This window comes from Ensifer sp. GW101-20A05 (assembly GCF_059424735.1).
In genome coordinates, this window is sequence record NZ_JBWKZT010000005.1 from 369,508 (window position 1) to 388,769 (window position 19,262).

The 19,262-nt window shown below is 63.0% G+C and carries 17 protein-coding genes; 9 read left to right on the forward strand and 8 right to left on the reverse strand.

Annotated elements, in window-relative coordinates:
• Nucleotides 1-13: 13 nt before the first annotated feature.
• The 3 genes from AC070A_RS16190 to AC070A_RS16200 all read right to left on the reverse strand — a co-directional run bounded on the left by AC070A_RS16190 (nucleotide 14) and on the right by AC070A_RS16200 (nucleotide 3,637).
• Nucleotides 14-1,084 (reverse strand): ABC transporter ATP-binding protein, encoded by a 1,071-nt coding sequence (locus AC070A_RS16190; protein WP_110878788.1) that lies wholly within the window; start codon nucleotides 1,082-1,084, stop codon nucleotides 14-16.
• A 139-nt stretch (nucleotides 1,085-1,223) separates the two neighbouring features.
• A complete protein-coding gene (gene glpD, locus AC070A_RS16195) occupies nucleotides 1,224-2,741 on the reverse strand; it encodes a glycerol-3-phosphate dehydrogenase (protein WP_112995704.1) in 1,518 nt (505 codons plus the stop codon).
• A 131-nt stretch (nucleotides 2,742-2,872) separates the two neighbouring features.
• Nucleotides 2,873-3,637: a DeoR/GlpR family DNA-binding transcription regulator gene (locus AC070A_RS16200; RefSeq protein ID WP_058321804.1), complete on the reverse strand. Its 765-nt coding sequence runs from the start codon at nucleotides 3,635-3,637 to the stop codon at nucleotides 2,873-2,875.
• Nucleotides 3,638-3,808: 171 nt separating this feature from the next.
• Here AC070A_RS16200 and AC070A_RS16205 point away from each other — a divergent pair, with 171 nt between their 5' ends.
• From AC070A_RS16205 to AC070A_RS16235, 7 genes are all read left to right on the forward strand, one after another.
• Entirely contained in the window at nucleotides 3,809-4,576 is a 768-nt protein-coding gene (locus tag AC070A_RS16205; protein ID WP_112995705.1) for an SDR family NAD(P)-dependent oxidoreductase, read from the forward strand.
• Nucleotides 4,577-4,796: 220 nt separating this feature from the next.
• A complete protein-coding gene (locus tag AC070A_RS16210; RefSeq protein WP_112995706.1) occupies nucleotides 4,797-5,693 on the forward strand; it encodes a LysR family transcriptional regulator in 897 nt (298 codons plus the stop codon).
• Nucleotides 5,694-5,872: 179 nt separating this feature from the next.
• Nucleotides 5,873-6,352 (forward strand): formate dehydrogenase subunit gamma, encoded by a 480-nt coding sequence (locus AC070A_RS16215; protein ID WP_057255044.1) that lies wholly within the window; start codon nucleotides 5,873-5,875, stop codon nucleotides 6,350-6,352.
• Nucleotides 6,349-7,905, forward strand: coding sequence for a formate dehydrogenase beta subunit (locus AC070A_RS16220; protein ID WP_112995707.1), 1,557 nt, complete (start codon nucleotides 6,349-6,351; stop codon nucleotides 7,903-7,905). Before AC070A_RS16215 ends, AC070A_RS16220 begins: the two co-directional genes overlap by 4 nt.
• An 11-nt stretch (nucleotides 7,906-7,916) precedes the next feature.
• The gene (fdhF, locus tag AC070A_RS16225) at nucleotides 7,917-10,796 is read left to right on the forward strand and encodes a formate dehydrogenase subunit alpha (RefSeq protein ID WP_058321755.1); all 2,880 of its coding nucleotides are present in this window, start codon (nucleotides 7,917-7,919) and stop codon (nucleotides 10,794-10,796) included.
• 21 nt (nucleotides 10,797-10,817) lie between these two features.
• A complete protein-coding gene (fdhD, locus tag AC070A_RS16230) occupies nucleotides 10,818-11,657 on the forward strand; it encodes a formate dehydrogenase accessory sulfurtransferase FdhD (RefSeq protein WP_113133417.1) in 840 nt (279 codons plus the stop codon).
• Nucleotides 11,647-11,880 (forward strand): formate dehydrogenase subunit delta, encoded by a 234-nt coding sequence (locus AC070A_RS16235; protein WP_057255048.1) that lies wholly within the window; start codon nucleotides 11,647-11,649, stop codon nucleotides 11,878-11,880. Before fdhD ends, AC070A_RS16235 begins: the two co-directional genes overlap by 11 nt.
• Before the next feature lie 150 nt (nucleotides 11,881-12,030).
• Here AC070A_RS16235 and AC070A_RS16240 read toward each other — a convergent pair whose 3' ends face one another.
• From AC070A_RS16240 to rocF, 4 genes are all read right to left on the reverse strand, one after another.
• A complete protein-coding gene (locus AC070A_RS16240; RefSeq protein WP_113133418.1) occupies nucleotides 12,031-13,815 on the reverse strand; it encodes a methyl-accepting chemotaxis protein in 1,785 nt (594 codons plus the stop codon).
• Between the two features lie 433 nt (nucleotides 13,816-14,248).
• Nucleotides 14,249-14,728, reverse strand: a complete 480-nt coding sequence (locus AC070A_RS16245) for a chemotaxis protein CheW (protein ID WP_057255050.1) — start codon at nucleotides 14,726-14,728, stop codon at nucleotides 14,249-14,251.
• Between the two features lie 339 nt (nucleotides 14,729-15,067).
• Complete coding sequence (rocD, locus tag AC070A_RS16250; RefSeq protein WP_112997084.1) at nucleotides 15,068-16,273, reverse strand: ornithine--oxo-acid transaminase; 1,206 nt, start codon at nucleotides 16,271-16,273, stop codon at nucleotides 15,068-15,070.
• A gap of 22 nt (nucleotides 16,274-16,295) precedes the next feature.
• Complete coding sequence (gene rocF / locus AC070A_RS16255) at nucleotides 16,296-17,219, reverse strand: arginase (protein WP_058321760.1); 924 nt, start codon at nucleotides 17,217-17,219, stop codon at nucleotides 16,296-16,298.
• 154 nt (nucleotides 17,220-17,373) lie between these two features.
• Here rocF and AC070A_RS16260 point away from each other — a divergent pair, with 154 nt between their 5' ends.
• Nucleotides 17,374-17,808 carry an Lrp/AsnC family transcriptional regulator gene (locus AC070A_RS16260; protein WP_043614769.1) on the forward strand — a complete coding sequence of 145 codons (435 nt, stop codon included), beginning with the start codon at nucleotides 17,374-17,376 and terminating at the stop codon, nucleotides 17,806-17,808.
• Nucleotides 17,809-17,919: 111 nt separating this feature from the next.
• On the forward strand, nucleotides 17,920-18,402 hold the full coding sequence (locus AC070A_RS16265) for a VOC family protein (protein ID WP_057255053.1): 483 nt from the start codon (nucleotides 17,920-17,922) through the stop codon (nucleotides 18,400-18,402).
• Nucleotides 18,403-18,468: 66 nt separating this feature from the next.
• Here AC070A_RS16265 and AC070A_RS16270 read toward each other — a convergent pair whose 3' ends face one another.
• Entirely contained in the window at nucleotides 18,469-19,260 is a 792-nt protein-coding gene (locus tag AC070A_RS16270; protein ID WP_255571358.1) for an APH(3') family aminoglycoside O-phosphotransferase, read from the reverse strand.
• Nucleotides 19,261-19,262 lie beyond the last annotated feature (2 nt).

Consider the following 19,262-nt stretch of genomic DNA (forward strand, 5'->3'; position numbering starts at 1 on the left):
CCCAGCGCCCCCTTTAGGCCGCGCCGCCGATGGCGCGTCCATCAGGCCCGAAGGCCATGAGATGACGGGTGTCGACGAAGACCTCGAGGGTCGCGTCGGGTTCGATGTCGTGAATGCCTGGCGCGAGCATGACCCAGCGCGCATTGGCAAATCCGACGTGAATGAAGCTTTCCGAGCCTGCGATCTCGGAGATCGCGGTCTTGACGGTGAGTGCGTCGCCGCTGCCTTGCGGACGATCGAACGATATATGGTGCGGCTGGAAGCCGACAGTGCAGGGACCGTCGGCAATGCCAGCCAGATGCGAAGGCACCGTCAGCACCGGCTTGCCGTCGAGCGCGAAAGCCGCGCCTGATTTGACGAGTTCGATGCAGTTCAGCGGCGGATCGGCGAAGGTGCGGGCGGTGATGAGGTCGACCGGACGACGATAGACGTCGATGGTCTTGCCGAACTGGGTGATGCGGCCCTGGCTGAGGGCTGCCGTATTGCCGCCAAGCAACAACGCTTCCGAAGGCTCTGTCGTCGCATAGACGAAGATGGCACCGGAGGCGGAAAAGATCTTCGGCAGTTCCTCGCGCAGTTCCTCGCGCAGCTTGTAGTCGAGGTTGGCGAGTGGTTCGTCGAGCAGCACGAGATCGGCGTTCTTGACGATGGCGCGCGCCAGCGCCGTGCGCTGCTGCTGGCCACCCGAGAGATTGAGCGGCGTGCGGTCGAGATAGGGCGTCAGCTTCAGGAGATCGGCGGCCTTGCGCACTTCGCGGTCGATCGTCGCGGTGTCGGCGCCGCTGATGCGCATCGGCGAGGCGATGTTCTCATAGACGGTCATCGCCGGGTAGTTGATGAACTGCTGGTAGACCATGGCGACCGAGCGCTTTTGCACCGGCAGGCCCGTCACATCGATGCCGTCGAAGATCAGCGAACCGGAAGCCGGCTTGTCGAGACCGGCCATCAGCCGCATCAGCGACGTCTTGCCGGACAGGGTCGGGCCGAGCAGTACATTGAGCGACCCCCTCTCCAGCACCAGGTCGGTCGGGTAGATATGCGTCTCCCCGCCCACGACCTTGGATATCTTCTTCATTTCAAGCATTGAATTCTCCACCCAGCCTGTCGGCAGTCCCGAGCGTTTCCAAGCCGGCGTGGAAACGCTCCATCTCGTCGTTTTTCGCATTTCCGGACCCAGAACCGCAGCGCGCTTTGGCTGGAAATGCTTCGGAATGCGAGGATCCTCACGCGGCTGCGTCGGCCGCGCCTCGCATGTATTCCTCCAGTGCCGCCGCCTCGCCGGGCGTCAGCTTCAATCCCAGTTTCGTGCGGCGCCACAGCACGTCCTCAGCGCGCCGTGCCCATTCCTTGGCGATCAGCCACTTGACTTCCGCCTCGTAGAGATCGGCGCCGAAGCGGCGGCCGAGCGCCGCCTCGTTCGAGGCCGAACCCAGGAGGGTGGCTGCCTGCGTGCCGTAGAGGCGCACAAGGCGACGGGCATGCACAGGCGCAAGGAAGGGGTATTGCTTTTGCAGTCTTGCGACTTCGTCGGCATAACCCTGGGCGGGGAATTCTCCGCCCGGCAGCTTTGATCCTGCGGTCCATTTCGAACCCTTGACGCCGATCGCCTCGCCGATCTTTTCGAGCGCGGATTCACCGAGGCGGCGGTAGGTCGTGAGCTTGCCGCCGAAGACGTTGAGCAGCGGTGCCGCACCCTTGTCGCCCTCGACGCGCAGCACGTAGTCGCGGGTTGCTTCCTGCGCCTTGCTGGCGCCGTCATCATAGAGCGGGCGCACGGCCGAATAAGTCCAGACGATATCGTCCTTCGTCACCGGTTCCAGAAAATATTCGCTCGCCGCGCTGCAGAGATAGTCGACCTCGGCATCGCTGATGCGCACATCCGCCGGGTTGCCGGTGTAGTCGCGATCGGTGGTGCCGATCAGCGTGAAGTCTTCCTCGTAAGGGATGGCGAACATGATGCGGCTATCCGGGTTCTGGAAGAAATAGGCACGCGGATCGTCGAACTTCTTCTTCACGACGATGTGGCTGCCCTGGACGAGGCGGACATTGTGGACGTCGTTCTTGCCGAGCGCGCCCGAAAGCACCGCATCGACCCAGGGGCCGGCCGCATTGATGAGCATGCGCGCCTGCAGGGTCTTGCGTTCGCCGGTTGCCTGATTTTCGGTCTCGACGGTCCAGAGCGCGCCGTTACGCCGTGCCGAGACGACGCGGGTTCGGGCCATGATCACGGCGCCGCGATCGGCAGCATCGCGGGCATTGAGCACAACCAGGCGGGCGTCATTGACCCAGCCGTCGGAATATTCGAACGCCTTGTTGAACAGCCGCTTCAGCGGCTTGCCGGCCGGATCGCGGTTCATGTCCAGCGTCGCCGTTGCCGGCAGCAGCTTGCGGCCGCCGATGTGATCGTAAAGGAAGAGGCCGAGGCGGATGAGCCAGGCCGGGCGCAGGCCGCCCTTATGATAGGGCAGCACGAAGCGCATCGGCCAGATGACGTGGGGCGCCATTGCCCAGAGCACTTCACGCTCCATCAGCGCTTCGCGCACGAGGCGGAACTCGTAATGCTCGAGATAGCGCAGGCCGCCATGAATGAGCTTGGTGGAGCCGGAAGAGGTGCCGGAGGCGAAATCGTTCATTTCGGCCAAGGCGACCGAGTATCCGCGGCCGACCGCGTCGCGCGCGATGCCGCATCCGTTGATGCCGCCGCCGATGACGAAGACGTCGTAGATTGCCTGCTCTGACACTGCTGTTTCCCCTCCACTTTTCGCGATGCACAAATTGATGCATGAGCGAAAGTGAAATCAGTTAAAACGAAAACATACCGAATGTCAAACGAATGCTCCCCGAATCTTTAGGGGTGTCTAAACCTCCCGATTCAGACGTCGGTTTCGATCAGCCGAACATCCTGTTCGGCACAGATTTTCCTGACATTTTCAAGCGTACAGCGATCGGTGATGAAGGTCTGGACCTGGGAGATATGGCCGATGCGCACCGGCGCGGTTCTTTCGAATTTGGTCGAGTCGGAAACGAGGATGACATGGCGTGCATTGGCGATGATCGCCTGGGCGACTTTCACTTCTCGGAAATCGAAATCGAGTAGCGCGCCGTCATGGTCGATCGCCGAGGCGCCGATGACCGCGAAATCGACTTTGAACTGCTTGATGAAGTCGACGGCGGCCTCGCCGACGATACCGCCGTCGGAGCCACGCACGACGCCGCCGGTGATCACCACCTCGATCGAGGGGAACACTCGCAAGCGGTTGGCGACGTTGATGTTGTTGGTGATGACCATCAATTCCTTGTGGTCGAGCAGCGCTTCACCCACGGCCTCGGTCGTCGTGCCGATATTGATGAACAGCGAGGCGTTGTCGGGGATGAGTTCGGCGGCCGCCCTGCCGATCGCCTGCTTCTCCGGTGCTGCGATCTGGCGGCGGGCATCGTATTTGACGTTTTCCTTGCCGCTCGGGAAGATCGCACCGCCATGAATGCGGTTCAAAATCTTGGCGTCGCAGAGGTCGTTCAGGTCCTTTCGGATGGTTTGCGGCGTAACGGAAAAGCGCTGCGCCAGTTCCTCCACGAGCACCCGGCCCTCGCTCTTCGCCAGCTCCAGGATTTCCGCCTGCCGACCTGTCAGGTACATTCCGTCCTCCCCATTTTCGTTTTGTTTCATAATATGCAAAAACGAAAGCCATGCAATTTCAGATTCGGCGGTTTCGATGAAATCGCTTTCGCTGCGGGCCAAAGGATCAGTGCGCGTTGCATTCGTTTCGCCGATGGGCGACTCTGCTTGAGGAATGAAGAGGGGAAGGACATGTTTCATCCGGCGTTGTTCAAGGGCATGACCGTTGTGGTCACCGGTGCAGGGCGCGGCATCGGGCTGGAGGTTGCCCGGCAGTTTCTGGATTGCGGCGCGCATGTGCTCGTCCATGCCGGCCGATCGATCGGCGATCTGCCCGATTTTCTCGAATCGGCGGCGACGGAAGGCCGGGCGCATGTCGTCACCGCGGATTTTCTGGCGCCCGGTGGCGTCGAGGGGCTGGCCGAGGAGGTCAGAGGCCAGTTCGATAGCATCGATATCCTCATCAACAATGCCGGCACCATGGTCGGTCGCTTCCCGGCGGCAGAGCTGACCGACGAGCAGTACCAAACCGTCGTGCAGCTCAACCAGACTGCGGTCGTCGAAATGACGCGGGCGATGCTGCCGCTTCTGCGTAAGGGTACGCATCCGGCGATCGTCAACACCGTATCGATCTCTGCCCTGACAGGGGGCAGCGCCGGCTCTTCGATCTATTCGGCCAGCAAGGCCTTCGTCGCCACCTATTCCAAGGCGCTGGCGCGCGAGCTCGCGCCCGAGGGCATCCGGGTCAACTGCGTTTCGCCGGGCACGATCACCACCGACTTCCACGAGCGCTATTCGTCGCCGGAAAAACTGGAGGCGACCCGCAAGACCATCCCGCTCGGCCGGCTCGGGACGGCGGAAGATTGCGCGCCGGCCTATCTGTTCCTCGCTTCGCACGCGCTGTCGGGCTACATCACCGGGCAGGTGTTGGAGGTCAATGGCGGGCAATTGATTGCTTGAACATGTGTTTGCGTCGGCGTTCGCCCCTCATCCGCCTGCCGGCACCTTCTCCCCGCGCGCAGGGAGAAGGGACAGCGCTGCGCCGTATTTGTTCTGCCTTGACTGCAAGCGGGCTTGTCTCGCCGGGCACGTCCCCTCTCCCCGCGAGCGGGGAGAGGGTTAGGGTGAGGGGCAAGCCAGTCCAGTAGCGTGGCAGAATCAAGAACTCCAAAGGCATGACATGATCGACAAGCTGGAAATGTTCCTCGTTCTCGCGCGCGAAAGACACTTCGGTCGCGCGGCGGAGGAGTGTGGCGTAGCGCAACCGACCTTGTCGGCCGCCATCCGCCAGCTCGAGGATCAGCTTGGCGTGATGCTCGTCAGCCGCGGGTCGCGCTTCCAGGGACTGACGCCGGAGGGGCAGCGCGTGCTCGAATGGGCGCGCCGTATCGTCGGCGATGCCCGCACCATGCGCGAGGAGATGCGGGCGGCGCGCAAGGGCCTTTCCGGCCATATCCGCCTGGCCGCGGTGCCGACGACGCTGGCGATGGTGCCGATGATTACCGCGCCATTCCAGGAGAAACATCCTGATGTCACCTTCTCGGTGCTGTCGACCACGTCGCTGCAGATTCTGGCGCTGCTCGAAAACCTCGAGATCGATGCAGGTCTCACCTATCTGGAGAACGAGCCGCTCGGCCGGGTAACCAGCGTTCCGCTGCAAGTCGAGCGCTATCACCTCGTCACCGCCGCCGGAACGCCGCTTTCAGAGCGGGAAAGCGTGACGTGGAAAGAGGTTAGCGACGTTCGGCTTTGTCTATTGACGGCCGACATGCAGAACCGCCGCATCGTCAACCAGCATTTTGCCGAGGCAGGCGTGGTCGCCAGGCCGACGCTCGAATCGAACTCGATGATCGTGCTTTTTTCGCATGTGCGGACCGGGCGCTGGGCCAGCATCATGCCGTTCAACGTCGCGAAATCATTCGGTTTTCATGAGGCTATCCGGATGATCCCGATCGTCGAGCCGGATGCCCGTCACACGGTCGGCCTGGTTGCGACCCATCGTGAGCCGTTTACGCCGCTTGTCTCGGCTCTGTTGCACGAGGCGCGTATCCTGGGTGAGCGAAACCAGGTTCAATAGATTTTTTCTATCGATCGACGGAACAGCCTTATTGACCCATCGGGCCATAAGCGCGAAGCTTTTTTGATCATGGCCGGAGACCGCCGAGGAACGGCCTTCGCCAGGTATTGAAATGTCGGCTGGACCGGTCGCCCGTTTGCGGGTGTCGCCGTCCAGCCCATGAGCCGGGAGGGCTCCCGTTGAACATCCATCAGCCGCGTGCCGACATCGCGGAAACCACCCTTGCCATCGTAGAGGAGCTCAAAGGGCTCGAAGGTCCGCTGCTGCCGATCCTGCACGAGTTGCAGGAGGAATTCGGCTACGTACCGCAGGAGTGCCTTCCGGTGATTGCGCGCGAGCTCAACCTGTCGCGCGCCGAAGTCTACGGTGTGATGACGTTTTACCATGACTTCCGCGAGCATCCGGCCGGACGCCATGTGCTGAAGCTCTGTCGCGCCGAGGCCTGCCAGTCGATGGGCGGTGATCAGCTCGCCGAGCGCGCCAAGCGGCTGCTCGGCATCGATTTCCATGAGACGACGCCGGATGGCGCGGTGACGCTGGAGCCGGTCTACTGTCTCGGGCTCTGTTCCTGCGCACCCTCGGCCATGCTTGACGGAGAGGTGCATGCCCGGGTCGATGCCGCCGATCTCGAGGCGCTCGTTCAGGAGGCGCGGCGATGACGGTGAAAATCTATATCCCGCGTGACGCCGCCGCCGTGGCGCTCGGTGCCGAGAAGGTCGCCAAGGCCGTGGCCGAGACGATCGCGGCCCGCGGTCTCGACGCGACAATCATACGCAATGGCTCACGCGGAATGCACTGGCTGGAGCCGCTGGTCGAAGTGGAAACCGCTGAAGGTCGCGTCGCCTACGGTCCGGTCAAGGCACGCGATGCCGGTTCACTGCTTGATGCCGGGCTGCTCGATGGCGGCGACCACGCGCTCTGTCTCGGGAAGACCGAGGAGATCCCCTTCCTCAAGCAGCAGACGCGACTGACATTTGCGCGCTGCGGCATCACCGATCCGCTGTCGCTCGACGACTACCAGGCCCATGGCGGCCTTGCCGGTCTGCGCAACGCCATCGCCATGGCGCCGGAGGCGATCGTCGCGCAGGTGACCGAGAGCGGCCTTCGCGGCCGCGGCGGCGCCGGTTTCCCGACAGGCATCAAGTGGAAGACGGTTCTCGAGGCCGCGGGGACACGCAAATACATCGTTTGCAATGCCGACGAGGGCGACAGCGGCACCTTTGCCGACCGGATGATCATGGAGGGTGATCCCTTCGTGCTGATCGAGGGCATGGCGATCGCAGGCATCGCGACCGGCGCCACCAAGGGCTTCATTTATACCCGCTCCGAATATCCCCATGCGATCGCGGCGATGGCTGAGGCGATCGAGATCGCGCGCAAGGCCGGCGTGCTCGGCGCTTCGGTGCTCGGCTCCGGCAAGGCCTTCGACATGGAGGTGCGCACCGGCGCCGGCGCCTATGTCTGCGGCGAGGAAACGGCGCTGCTCAACAGCCTCGAAGGCAAGCGTGGCATCGTTCGCGCCAAGCCGCCGCTCCCGGCCCACAAGGGCCTCTTCGACTGTCCGACTGTGATCAACAACGTGATCTCGCTCGCCTCCGTCCCTGTTATCATGGACAAGGGGGCTACCTTCTACCGCGATTTCGGCATGGGCCGCTCGCGCGGTACGATCCCGATCCAGATCGCCGGCAACGTCAAGCATGCCGGCCTGTTCGAGACCGCCTTCGGCCTCGCGCTCGGTGAGATCATCGATCACATCGGCGGCGGCACCGCGAGCGGCCGGCCGGTGAAGGCCGTTCAGGTGGGCGGCCCGCTCGGCGCCTATTTCCCTCGCGCTCTGTTCGACACGCCGTTCGACTATGAGGCCTTTGCCGCGCGCGACGGCCTCATCGGCCATGCCGGCATCGTCGTTTTCGACGATACCGTCGACATGCTGCACCAGGCGCGCTTCGCCATGGAATTCTGTGCTGTCGAAAGCTGCGGCAAGTGCACGCCCTGCCGCATCGGTTCGACCCGCGGCGTCGAGGTGGCCGACAAGATCGCGGCCGGCATCGAGCCGGAGAAAAACCGCGAACTGCTCGCCGACCTCTGCAACACGATGAAGTTCGGTTCGCTCTGCGCGCTCGGCGGTTTCACGCCCTATCCCGTCATGAGCGCCATGACCCATTTCCCGGATGACTTTCAGCCGGCACCGCGCGTTGAAGCGGCGGAGTGAGGAGGAAGACCATGTCTCTCATACATGAAATCGACTACGGCACTCCCGCTTCCAAGTCCGAAAAACTGGTGACGCTGACGATCGACGGGTGCGAGGTCACGGTACCTGAGGGGACCTCGATCATGCGTGCGGCGATGGACGCTGGCATCGAAGTGCCAAAACTCTGCGCCTCCGACATGATGGATGCCTTCGGCTCCTGCCGGCTCTGTCTCGTCGAGATCAAGGGACGCGCCGGCATGCCGGCATCCTGCACCACGCCGGTGGCGGCGGGTATCGAAGTCTCCACCCAGACGCCGCGGCTGAAGGATGTGCGCCGCGGCGTGATGGAACTCTATATTTCCGACCACCCGCTCGACTGTCTGACCTGTGCGGCCAACGGCGATTGCGAGCTGCAGGACATGGCCGGCGCCGTCGGCCTGCGCGACGTGCGCTACGGCTACGAGGGCGAGAACCACGTCACGGCCCGCAACAATGGCGAGATCAACGCCAAGTGGATGCCGAAGGACGAATCCAATCCGTACTTCACCTATGATCCGGCCAAGTGCATCGTCTGTTCGCGCTGCGTGCGCGCCTGCGAGGAAGTGCAGGGGACTTTTGCGCTGACGATCGGCGGCCGCGGTTTCGACAGTCGCGTTTCGGCCGGTATGGCGGAAGACTTCATGTCGTCCGAATGCGTCTCCTGCGGCGCCTGCGTGCAGGCCTGCCCGACGGCGACGCTCACAGAGAAATCGGTCATCGAGATCGGCCAGCCGGAACATTCCGTCGTCACCACCTGCGCCTATTGCGGCGTCGGCTGCTCGTTCAAGGCGGAGATGCGCGGCGAGGAGCTGGTGCGCATGGTGCCGTGGAAGGATGGCCAGGCCAACCGCGGCCATTCCTGCGTCAAGGGTCGCTTTGCCTATGGCTATTCCAACCACAAGGACCGCATCCTCAACCCGATGATCCGCGAGAAGATCTCCGATCCCTGGCGCGAGGTCACCTGGGAGGAGGCCTATGCGCATGTGGCCTCCGAGTTCCGGCGGATCCAGTATCAGTACGGCCGTGATTCCGTCGGCGGCATCACCTCGTCGCGCTGCACCAATGAAGAGACCTATCTGGTGCAGAAGCTGGTGCGTGCCGGCTTCGGCAACAACAATGTCGATACCTGCGCCCGCGTCTGCCACTCGCCGACCGGCTACGGACTCGGCCAGGCTTTCGGCACATCGGCCGGCACGCAGAATTTCGATTCGGTCGAGTTCACTGACGTTGCCGTCATCATCGGCGCCAACCCGACGGACGGCCATCCGGTCTTCGCGTCACGACTGAAGAAGCGGCTGCGCGAGGGCGCCAAACTGATCGTCATCGATCCCAGGCGCACCGACATCGTGCGCTCGCCGCATATCGAAGCCTCCTATCACCTGCCGCTGCAGCCAGGCACCAATGTCGCGATCCTGACGTCGATGGCGCATGTGATCGTCACCGAAGGCCTCGCCGACGAGAAATTCATCCGCGAGCGCTGCGACTGGTCGGAATACGAGGACTGGGCGGCTTTCGTCGCCGAGCCCTATCACAGCCCGGAAGCGACCGAGGCCTATACCGGCGTGCCGGCCGAACTCGTGCGTGGTGCCGCCCGGCTCTATGCCACCGGCGGCAATGGCGCGATCTACTATGGTCTTGGTGTCACCGAGCACAGCCAGGGCTCAACGACGGTCATGGCGATCGCCAACCTCTCGATGGTCACCGGCAATATCGGCCGGCCGGGCGTCGGCGTAAACCCGCTGCGCGGTCAGAACAACGTGCAGGGCTCCTGCGACATGGGTTCGTTCCCGCACGAGCTGCCGGGCTACCGCCATATCTCCGACGACGCGACGCGCGAAACCTTCGAGAAGCTCTGGGGCGTCGAGATTTCCAACGAGCCTGGCCTGCGCATCCCGAACATGCTCGATGCCGCGGTCGATGGCACCTTCAAGGGCATCTATATCCAGGGTGAAGACATCTTGCAGTCCGACCCGGACACCAAGCATGTGGCCGCCGGGCTTGCCGCGATGGAGTGCGTCGTCGTGCACGACCTCTTCCTCAACGAGACGGCGAATTACGCCCACGTCTTCCTGCCGGGTTCGACGTTCCTGGAAAAGGACGGCACCTTCACCAATGCCGAGCGCCGCATCAACCGGGTGCGCAAGGTGATGACGCCGAAGAACGGCTATGCCGACTGGGAGGTCACGCAGAAGCTTGCCCAGGCCATGGGCCTCAATTGGAACTATCGTCATCCGTCCGAGATCATGGACGAGATCGCCGCGACGACGCCGAGCTTCGCGCTGGTCTCCTACGACTATCTCGACAAGTTGGGCTCGGTGCAGTGGCCATGCAACGAGAAGCATCCCGAGGGCTCGCCGATCATGCATGTCGACGGCTTCGTGCGTGGCAAGGGCAAGTTCATCCGCACCGAATATGTCGCGACCGACGAACGCACCGGTCCGCGCTTCCCGCTGCTTTTGACCACCGGCCGTATCCTCAGCCAGTATAATGTCGGCGCCCAGACGCGGCGCACCGACAACGTTGTCTGGCACGCGGAGGACCGGCTGGAGATCCACCCGCACGACGCAGAGCAGCGCGGCATTCGCGACGGCGACTGGATCAGGCTTGCCAGCCGCGCCGGTGAAACGACCCTGCGTTCGCTGATCACCGACCGCGTGGCGCCGGGCGTCGTCTACACCACCTTCCACCACCCGACGACGCAGGCAAACGTCATCACCACCGACTTCTCCGACTGGGCGACGAACTGCCCGGAATACAAGGTGACGGCGGTGCAGGTGATGCCGTCGAACGGGCCTTCGGACTGGCAGGTGGACTATGACGAGCAGGCCCGCCAGTCGCGCCGGATTTCCGGCAAGCTGGAGGCGGCGGAATGATGTTTTGCGCCGCGACCGACCATGGCGACGTTTAGGACATCGACAACCGTTCCCGAGGCTGCCCGCCGCAAGGGCGCGCTTCGGGACGGTTCACGCGCCGTGCCGGAGGAGACGCCGGTTGCCTTCAGCTATGGCGGCTCGACCCACGCGGTGATGATGGCGACGCCCGGCGACCTTGAAGACTTCGCCGTCGGCTTCAGCCTGACCGAAGGCATCATCACGGATCCCGGCCAGATCGAAACGGTCGAGATCGTCGCCGAGACGGTGGCCGGCAATCTCGGCATCGACCTGCAGATTGTGCTTGAGGACGAAGAGAACGACATGCTCCGCCAGCGTCGCCGGCACATGGCGGGTCCGGTCGGGTGTGGGCTCTGCGGCATCGAATCGATCGAGCAGGCGGTGCGGCCGACGCCGGATGTTTCCGGGTCGAAGCTGACGCTGTCGCAGGAGGATGTCGTCTCCGCCGTGGCACTGCTCAACGGCCAGCAGCCGCTGCATTTCGAGACGCGCGCCGTGCACGGTGCTGCCTTTTATGTGCCTGGACGCGGCCTGATCGCGGTCCGAGAGGATGTCGGCCGCCACAATGCGCTCGACAAGCTGGTGGGTGCTGCGGCGCGTGCCGGCTTTAGGGGAAGCGAGGGTGTCGTCGTCGTCACCAGCCGCGTTTCCGTCGAGATGGTGCAGAAGACGGCTGTCGTCGGCAGCCCCGTGATCATCGCCATTTCGGCGCCGACGGCGCTGGCCATCCGCACGGCCGAGGCTGCGGGCATGACGCTGATTGCGCTGGTGCGCGGCGACGAATTCGAGATATTCACCCATGCCGAACGCATCAAGTCCGGAGCTGTCGCCGATGTCGCATGACAACACCAACGCCAAGCTGATCTACATGGCGAACCAGATCGCCACCTTCTTCAAGAGCCAGCCGCAGAACGAGGCGGCCCAGGGCGTTGCCACCCATATCAACAAATATTGGGAGCCACGCATGCGGCGGAAATTGTTCGAGCATATCGACAATGGCGGCGAGGGGCTGACGCCGCTGGTGCTGGAAGCGGCGGCGAAGATCAAGCGTCCGGAAGCCGCCTAGCTAGCCTGCGCTCATCATCGACCGCAGGTTCTCCGCTCTCCGCGGACAGGGCGTTTTCCAAGCAATTGCTGCGTCTGAAAAGATTTAAGGGAAGGCGGCTACCGGTAGCCGCCTTCCCCATTCCCGAGCGCGGGGTGCAGGGATGTGCGCTCAGAAATTCTGCCAGCCATCCGCGGCCGGTGCCGCAGCAAGGCTTGTTCGTTGGCCGCTGCGCATGGCGCGGGCGGTTGCGTGGAGCCGGGTCGGTTGCGCGCGGTCGTCAAAGTGGCGGTTCGCGTCGATGATCTGGGCTTGCTCGCCGTAGCGGAACTGTCGGAGCAGTTCGTGCAGGGCGTCTGCCTCGCGGGCCATGGCGTGGCTTGCGGCCGTGCTTTCCTCGACCATCGCTGCATTTTGCTGGGTCGCCTGGTCCATCGAGTTGACCGCCTGGTTGATCTCCTTGAGGCCGGTCGACTGTTCGCGGGCGGCCTCGACGATCGCCGAGACGTTGGCATTGATCTCCTGGACCTGGGTCAGGATCTCTTCGAGCGCCGCACCCGTCTGGCCGACCAGCGACACGCCGTTCTTGACATGTTCGGTGGAGGTGCCGATCAGCGCCTTGATATCCTTGGCCGCGCTTGCGGAGCGTTGCGCCAGTTCGCGCACTTCCTGGGCGACGACGGCGAAGCCCTTGCCGGCTTCACCGGCGCGTGCCGCCTCGACGCCGGCGTTGAGCGCCAGGAGGTTCGTCTGGAAGGCGATGTCGTCGATGACGCCGATGATGTTGGAGATTTCGCGTGACGACTGTTCGATCTGGCCCATCGCGCCGATGGCGCTCTTGACCACATTGCCGGAGCGTTCGGCGCCGGCCTTGGTCTTGGCCACCAGTCCGCCCGCCTCTTCGGCCCGGCGGCTGGAGTCGGCAACCGTCGTGGTGATCTCGTCGAGCGCGGCTGCGGTTTCCTCGACGGAGGCCGCCTGCTGTTCCGTGCGCTTCGACAGGTCGTCGGCCGCTGAGCGGATTTCCCGGGCGCCGGAGGCAATCGCGCTGGCATTGTCGCCGACGGTGCGCATCGCCTCGCGCAGCTTGGCGGTCGCCCCGTTGAAGTCGGTCCGCACCGTTTCCATGCTGGGCACGAAGGGCGTGTCGAGGTTGCGGGTCAGGTCGCCCTCGGCGAGCGCCCTCAGGCCGGCGCCGAGGCTGTTGATCGCGCTCATGCGCTCGCTGACGTCGGTCGCGAACTTGACGACCTTGTAGACCTTGCCGCTGAAGTCGCGGATCGGGTTGTAGGCCGCCTGGATCCAGATCTCCTTGCCCCCCTTGCCGTAGCGCACGAACTCGTTGGAGAAGAATTCGCCGGCGGCGAGACGTTTCCAGAAGTCGGCATATTCGGCGGTGCGGGCGTAATTCGGTTCGCAGAACATGCTGTGATGCTTGCCCTGGATTTCCGAGAGGCTGTAGCCGAGTGCGGCGCAGAAATTCTCGTTGGCCGTCAGGATTTCGCCTGTCGGTGTGAACTCGATGACCGCCTGCGAACGGGAGATCGCGTCGAGCTTGCCGGCATCCTCGGTTGCCCGCGCCTTGGCGGCGGTGATGTCGGTTGCGAACTTCACCACCTTGTACGGCTTGCCGCCGCGGAACACAGGATTGTAGGTCGCCTGGATCCAGATTTCGCGGCCGCCCTTGGCGATGCGCTTGTAGGCATTGGCGTCGAACTCGCCGCGCCCGAGGCGGGCCCAGAAGTCGCGGTATTCCTGCGTCTGGGTGTAGTCGGCCGGGCAGAACATGCGATGGTGCTGGCCGACGATTTCCGAAAGGCCGTAGCCGAGCGCCTGGCAGAAGTTCTCATTGGCGGTCAGGATCTTGCCGGTCAGGTCGAACTGAATGATGGCCTGCGACTTCGAAAGCGCGGCGACGATCTGGCGCGCATCTGCAATTTTACCGAGAGCGAACATTGTAACCCTCTGATCTCGTTTGTTGGCTCAAGCCGGGGCTTCGTGCCTTCTTTGACAGGGTTTGCGGGGCCAAAGCGGCGCAACTCCCGGACTAAGACAAATACCGGCCTGCCGAAAATTGTCTGGTCGTCCTACGCCGGCCCACCGGGTCAGCGGCTTCGTGCTTCGTGAGGGGAGTTCGAACTACCGGGCTTCATGCCCAAGGCGCCGTGTTTCTACAATCTAGGTTAGTAACAGGACTATTAAGCAGGTGTTAAAATAGCAACTATCAAATTTCAGTTGTAAAAACTCGTATATCCAATTTTAGTTGAATTAGTTGATCCTGCTTTTCTAATCTACTGCCGTGCAATCTGGGTCTGCCGCCAATAAGAAAGGCCGCCCCACGGCACGTAGGGCGGCCTTCATGTCGTTCGTCTGCTACCTCAGGGTTACCTCAGGCGGCCAGTTCTTCGACTTCACGTTCCTTGAACATTCGCGCCAGGTTGAGGAAGCAGATCATGCCGTTCTCGTTGGCGATGATGCCTTCGGCAAAGCTCTTGTCGAAGGACGCTGTCACTTCCGGCACCGGCTGCACCTGGCTGCCCTGAACGGTGAGGATGTCGGAGACGCGATCGACGACGAGGCCGATCACCATGTTGTGCACTTCGGCGACGACGATGGCGCTGCGTTCGTTGGCCGTCGTCGATTTCATGCCGAGCTTGTGGGCAAGATCGATGATCGGGATCACTGTGCCGCGCAGGTTCATGACACCGATCACTTCCGGCGGCGAATGGGGAATGGGGGTGGAGGGCGCCCAGCCGCGGATTTCGCGGATCGTCGTCGTCTTGACGCAGAATTCCTGATCGTGGAGGCGGAACGCAATGATCTCCAGCGTCTCGCCGTCAAACCCGGCCGTCCTGAGTGTGCTTGTCATCGAAGGTCCTTCCAGCTTTCCGGTCGACGCCCATGGCGCGACACCGCCAAACTCGAGATATCTCCGCATGGCTGCCGGCGCATGGGAGCGCGGCGATGGTCCGTTGGGGAGAGATCCTTACAGTCCGCCGATCACATCCGGCGGGGCGCAGCTGCATCATGCGCGGAAGAACCGCTTTGCGCTTTGGGAAGGGACTATAGGCCGGGATTCGTTAAGACTTGCTTTTGCAAGTGCTTAGAGCAGTTCCAGGAAAAGTGTGAAACGGTTTTCCGTCCGGAATTGCGTCGCTTCAAGGAAGATCCGCCCTGAGCCTGGCTCGGGGCGGATCGGATCTTGGGGTCAGGCGGAGGCGAGAACCTTTGCGAACTGTTCCACGGCCCAGTCGACCTGTTCAGCGTTGATCACTAGCGGCGGCGCAATGCGGATCGTGTCGCCATGGGTGTCCTTAGCAAGGATACCCAGCTGCTTCAGTGCTTCGCAGTACTTGCGGGCGCCACCGGCTTCCGGCACCAGCTCGACCGCCAGCATCAGGCCGCGACCGCGAACTTCCTTGATGATGTTGGAGCGGATGTCGGTGAGGCCCTTCTGGAAGCGCTCGCCCATGCGGGCTGAGTTCTCGATCATGCCTTCTTCCGTCAGCGCCTTCAGCGCCGCCCGGGCGATGGCACAGGCGAGCGGGTTGCCGCCGAAGGTCGAACCGTGCTGGCCCGGCTTCAGAACACCCAATACTTCGGAGTTCGAAAGCACGGCGGAGACCGGGTAGAAGCCGCCAGAGAGCGCCTTGCCGATCAGCGTCACGTCGGCTTCGATGGCTTCGTGCTCTTCGGCGAGCAGCTTGCCGGTGCGGCCAAGGCCGGTCTGGATTTCGTCGAGGATCAGCGTGATGCCATGCTTGGTGCAGAGCTCGCGAACGGTCGTGAAATAGCCAACCGGCGGAACGATAACGCCCGCTTCGCCCTGGATCGGCTCGACGAGGAAGGCGACGGTGTTCTCGTTGATCGCAGCGCGGAAAGCCTCGATGTCGCCGAAGGGCACGACCTTGAAGCCGGGCGCGAACGGGCCGAAGCCGGTGCGGGCATCCGGGTCGGTGGAGAAGCCGACGATGCCCATGGTGCGGCCATGGAAGTTGTTGGAGCAGACGATGATCTCGGCCTGGTTTTCGGCCACGCCCTTGACCTCGTAACCCCACTTACGCACCGCCTTGACGGCGGTTTCGACGGCTTCGGCGCCGGAGTTCATCGGCAGCACCTTGTGCGAGCCGGTGAGGGCTGCGATCTCTTCATAGAAATGCGCGAGCTGGTCGTTGCGGAAGGCGCGGGAGGTGAGCGTCAGCTTCTGCGCCTGCACCATCATCGCCTTCAGGATCTTCGGATGGCAGTGGCCCTGGTTGACGGCCGAATAGGCCGAGAGGCAATCGAGGTAGCGATTGCCCTCCATGTCCCAGACATAGACGCCTTCGCCGCGCGAGAGCACCACGTCGAGCGGTTTGTAGTTATGCGCGCCAAGCCGGTATTCGGTTTCGATCAGGGCTGCCGTCGTATTCATACATTGTCCTCCGTTTGTTATCTCAGGCACTGCGGGTCGGCCGGTCGAGCACGCGGCGGCCGAAGAGGCTCGCCGTCAATTCGACCAGGATACGCGCGCTCTTGCCGCGGTCATCGAGGAAGGGGTTGAGCTCGACGACGTCGAGCGAGGAAACGAGTTCGCTTTCCCAGAGCATTTCCATGATCAGGTGCGCCTCGCGGAAGGTCGCGCCGCCGGGAACGGTGGTGCCGACGCCGGGGGCGAGTTCCGGATCCATGAAATCGACGTCGAGGCTGACATGCAGCAGGCCGTTGGCGGCGCGAACCTCATTGAGGATCTGGCGCATGATGTGGGCCATGCCGAGTTCGTCGACGGCGCGCATGTCATAGACGCGTACGCCGTGCTCGGTGATCTCTTCGCGCTCGCGATCGTCGACGGAGCGGATGCCGACCTGGAAGACCTTCTTCGGATCGACGAACGGCCGGTCGGCCGGCAGAATCGGAGCGAATTCCGCTTCGCCACAGAAATACGCGACCGGCATGCCGTGCATGTTGCCGGAGGGGGAGGTTGACGGCGAATTGAAGTCGGCGTGGGCGTCGAGCCAGAGCACGAAGAGCGGCCGGCCGACTTCGGCGGCGTAACGCGCCATGCCGGAGACGCTGCCCATGGAGAGCGCGTGGTCACCGCCGAGGATGATCGGGAAGTGGCCCTTGCGAACCGTGTCGTGCACGGAATCGTGCAGCGCGCGGGCAAAGGCTGCGACGATCTGCAGATTGTTGGCGCCCGGGTGGTTGGCGAGGTCGCGGGCCGGCAGCGGCTTGACGTCGCCTTCGTCGTGAACCGTGTGGCCGAGGTCGCGCAGCACCGTGTCGATGCCGGCTATGCGCAGGGCCGTCGGCCCCATGGCTGCGCCGCGCCGTCCAGAACCTTCTTCGATGGGTGCGCCGATCAGCGTGATGGTCGTCATATCCGCCCGATTCCTTCTCAAGATAATTCCGTGTGTACCCGGTTGGGATCGCGCGGATTATGGCCAAAATGCATGTCAGCAAAAAGATGGAAAACTGCCGATTAGTGAGATAAAATCGACAGATTGATAAGCACCATGTTACAAAGTGATAGCAATGGATGATCTCGATCAGGCACTCATCAGCGCCTTGCGCCAGAATGCGCGCATCCCCGTTTCAACGCTATCGGAAATGACAGGCGTATCGCGCGCGACCGTTGCTGCCCGCATCGACAGGCTCGTCGCTAATGGCACGATCGCCGCCTTTACCATCCGAACCGGCGCGGAAATCCCGGCTTCCGGGGTCCGCGCCGTGGTGATGATCGAGGTGCATGGAAAGATGGCCGACCGCGTTGCCGAACAGTTGCGCGGCCTGCCGCAGGTCCGGGCGCTGCACAGCACCAATGGCCGCTGGGACTTCATCGCCGAGCTGCAGGATCGCGATCTCGTCTCCTTCGACGAGACGCTGCGGCGCATCCGCCTGATCGACGGGATCACCGTCACCGAGACGAATATCCTGTTGAAAACCAGCAAGATGACCGGTGCATTCTGATCATCTTTCGCCGCCCAAAGCGGTGAGGAAATCGCGACTCGGAGTCGAATTGTTCTTGCTTTGTTCTCATGTTTCGCTATGATGTGCGCCTCACCCAAGATGGAGGATGTCATGGTTGCCAATGGCGGCAGGCTTGCCGATCGGCAGATCTGTGTGAAGCTGTTTGTCAGGCATGGCGACGAGGATCGCGCCATCGCCTTTTATCGCGAGGCGCTCGGCGCCGAGCTCCTGCAGCGGCACGAATGGCCGAGCGGCATTCTGACGAGTGCGGATCTGAGGATCGGGGAATCGGTCTTCCGGATTGCCGGGGCCAACCCGCGCCGCGATGCGGAGCCCAAGCTTGGAGGACCGCGCTCTCCGCATGCGCTGGGCACGACGGCGGTGATCCTGGAACTGCATGTTCGCGATGTCGATCGTGTGATCGGCCGGGCGATCGGCGCGGGGGCAAGCCTGCGCAATCCGGCCGAGACTTTGTCGACCGGTGACCGCGTCGGTGCCTTTATCGATCCTTTCGGCCATATCTGGGCGCTGTTCAACGCCATTGAGGATGCCGAAATCGTCGATCTGAACATCGAGGCCCGCAACGCCGCCTGAGGCGTTGCGGGCCTCTCCCTGTATGGCCGTGCACTTTGGCGGGATATGTTGCCCGCCGCGTGGCAATCAGAAGAACTCGTCGAGCAGGCAGTAGAGGTCGCGTTTCTCCGGATCGTCCCTGTCGATGCCATAGCGCGCCAGAAACGGCTGCACCCATTCCTCGCCGAGATTGTGGGCGATGCTGTGACAGGCAAGTGCAATGTCCTGATAGGGATCGGCGACGCCCAGCCGGCTGCAATCGATGAAACCGGAGAACCGGCCATACCTCTCAATGATGTTCGGCAGGCAGGCGTCGCCGTGGGTAATGACGAGCTTGCCGATCGAAGGTACGCGGGCTCGGAGTTCTGCAAAAAGATCTGCCGCCGTGCGGCCGAGTCGCGTTTCGTCGAAATCGTCTTCATCGATAAGGCCGGCTTCGGTGCGCGCTCCCGCGATGGCGATGCGCTTTTCGATCCGGTGATCGAAGGGGCAGTCGGCGACGTCCAGCCCATGCAAGCGTTTCAGGGCGTCCGCCAAGATGACGATCCGGTCCTTTGGCGACAGCGTCGTGGAGGCGAGGTCCGTGCCCTCGACAGCCTGCAGCAGCAGCCAGTTCGTTTCCGCGTCGAAGGCGCGGGCGATCACCCGCGGACAGGGCATGCCCTGAGACGCCAGCCAATCAAGCCGCTCCGCCTCGTCAACGAATTCGCTGAAGGGGCCGGCAGCCTCGACTTTCAGCACCAGCATCGCGCGATCCGGCGCCTTCAGCAGATAGATGCTCGAGTCCGACTGTCCGAGCGTGTCATGATTCCAGTCATAGCCTGCAACGAGTGGCAGGAGATTCTCGGGCAATTCGAGATGCGGTTTTCGGGAAGACAATA

Excerpts from the sequence above, each read along its gene's own strand:
- AC070A_RS16190 (WP_110878788.1), bottom strand. The coding sequence starts at position 1,084 with ATGCTTGAAATGAAGAAGATATCCAAGGTCGTGGGCGGGGAGACGCAT.
- AC070A_RS16200 (WP_058321804.1), bottom strand. The coding sequence starts at position 3,637 with ATGTACCTGACAGGTCGGCAGGCGGAAATCCTGGAGCTGGCGAAGAGC.
- AC070A_RS16205 (WP_112995705.1), top strand. The coding sequence starts at position 3,809 with ATGTTTCATCCGGCGTTGTTCAAGGGCATGACCGTTGTGGTCACCGGT.
- AC070A_RS16210 (WP_112995706.1), top strand. The coding sequence starts at position 4,797 with ATGATCGACAAGCTGGAAATGTTCCTCGTTCTCGCGCGCGAAAGACAC.
- AC070A_RS16220 (WP_112995707.1), top strand. The coding sequence starts at position 6,349 with ATGACGGTGAAAATCTATATCCCGCGTGACGCCGCCGCCGTGGCGCTC.
- fdhF (WP_058321755.1), top strand. The coding sequence starts at position 7,917 with ATGTCTCTCATACATGAAATCGACTACGGCACTCCCGCTTCCAAGTCC.
- fdhD (WP_113133417.1), top strand. The coding sequence starts at position 10,818 with ATGGCGACGTTTAGGACATCGACAACCGTTCCCGAGGCTGCCCGCCGC.
- AC070A_RS16235 (WP_057255048.1), top strand. The coding sequence starts at position 11,647 with ATGTCGCATGACAACACCAACGCCAAGCTGATCTACATGGCGAACCAG.
- AC070A_RS16240 (WP_113133418.1), bottom strand. The coding sequence starts at position 13,815 with ATGTTCGCTCTCGGTAAAATTGCAGATGCGCGCCAGATCGTCGCCGCG.
- AC070A_RS16245 (WP_057255050.1), bottom strand. The coding sequence starts at position 14,728 with ATGACAAGCACACTCAGGACGGCCGGGTTTGACGGCGAGACGCTGGAG.
- rocD (WP_112997084.1), bottom strand. The coding sequence starts at position 16,273 with ATGAATACGACGGCAGCCCTGATCGAAACCGAATACCGGCTTGGCGCG.
- rocF (WP_058321760.1), bottom strand. The coding sequence starts at position 17,219 with ATGACGACCATCACGCTGATCGGCGCACCCATCGAAGAAGGTTCTGGA.
- AC070A_RS16260 (WP_043614769.1), top strand. The coding sequence starts at position 17,374 with ATGGATGATCTCGATCAGGCACTCATCAGCGCCTTGCGCCAGAATGCG.
- AC070A_RS16265 (WP_057255053.1), top strand. The coding sequence starts at position 17,920 with ATGGTTGCCAATGGCGGCAGGCTTGCCGATCGGCAGATCTGTGTGAAG.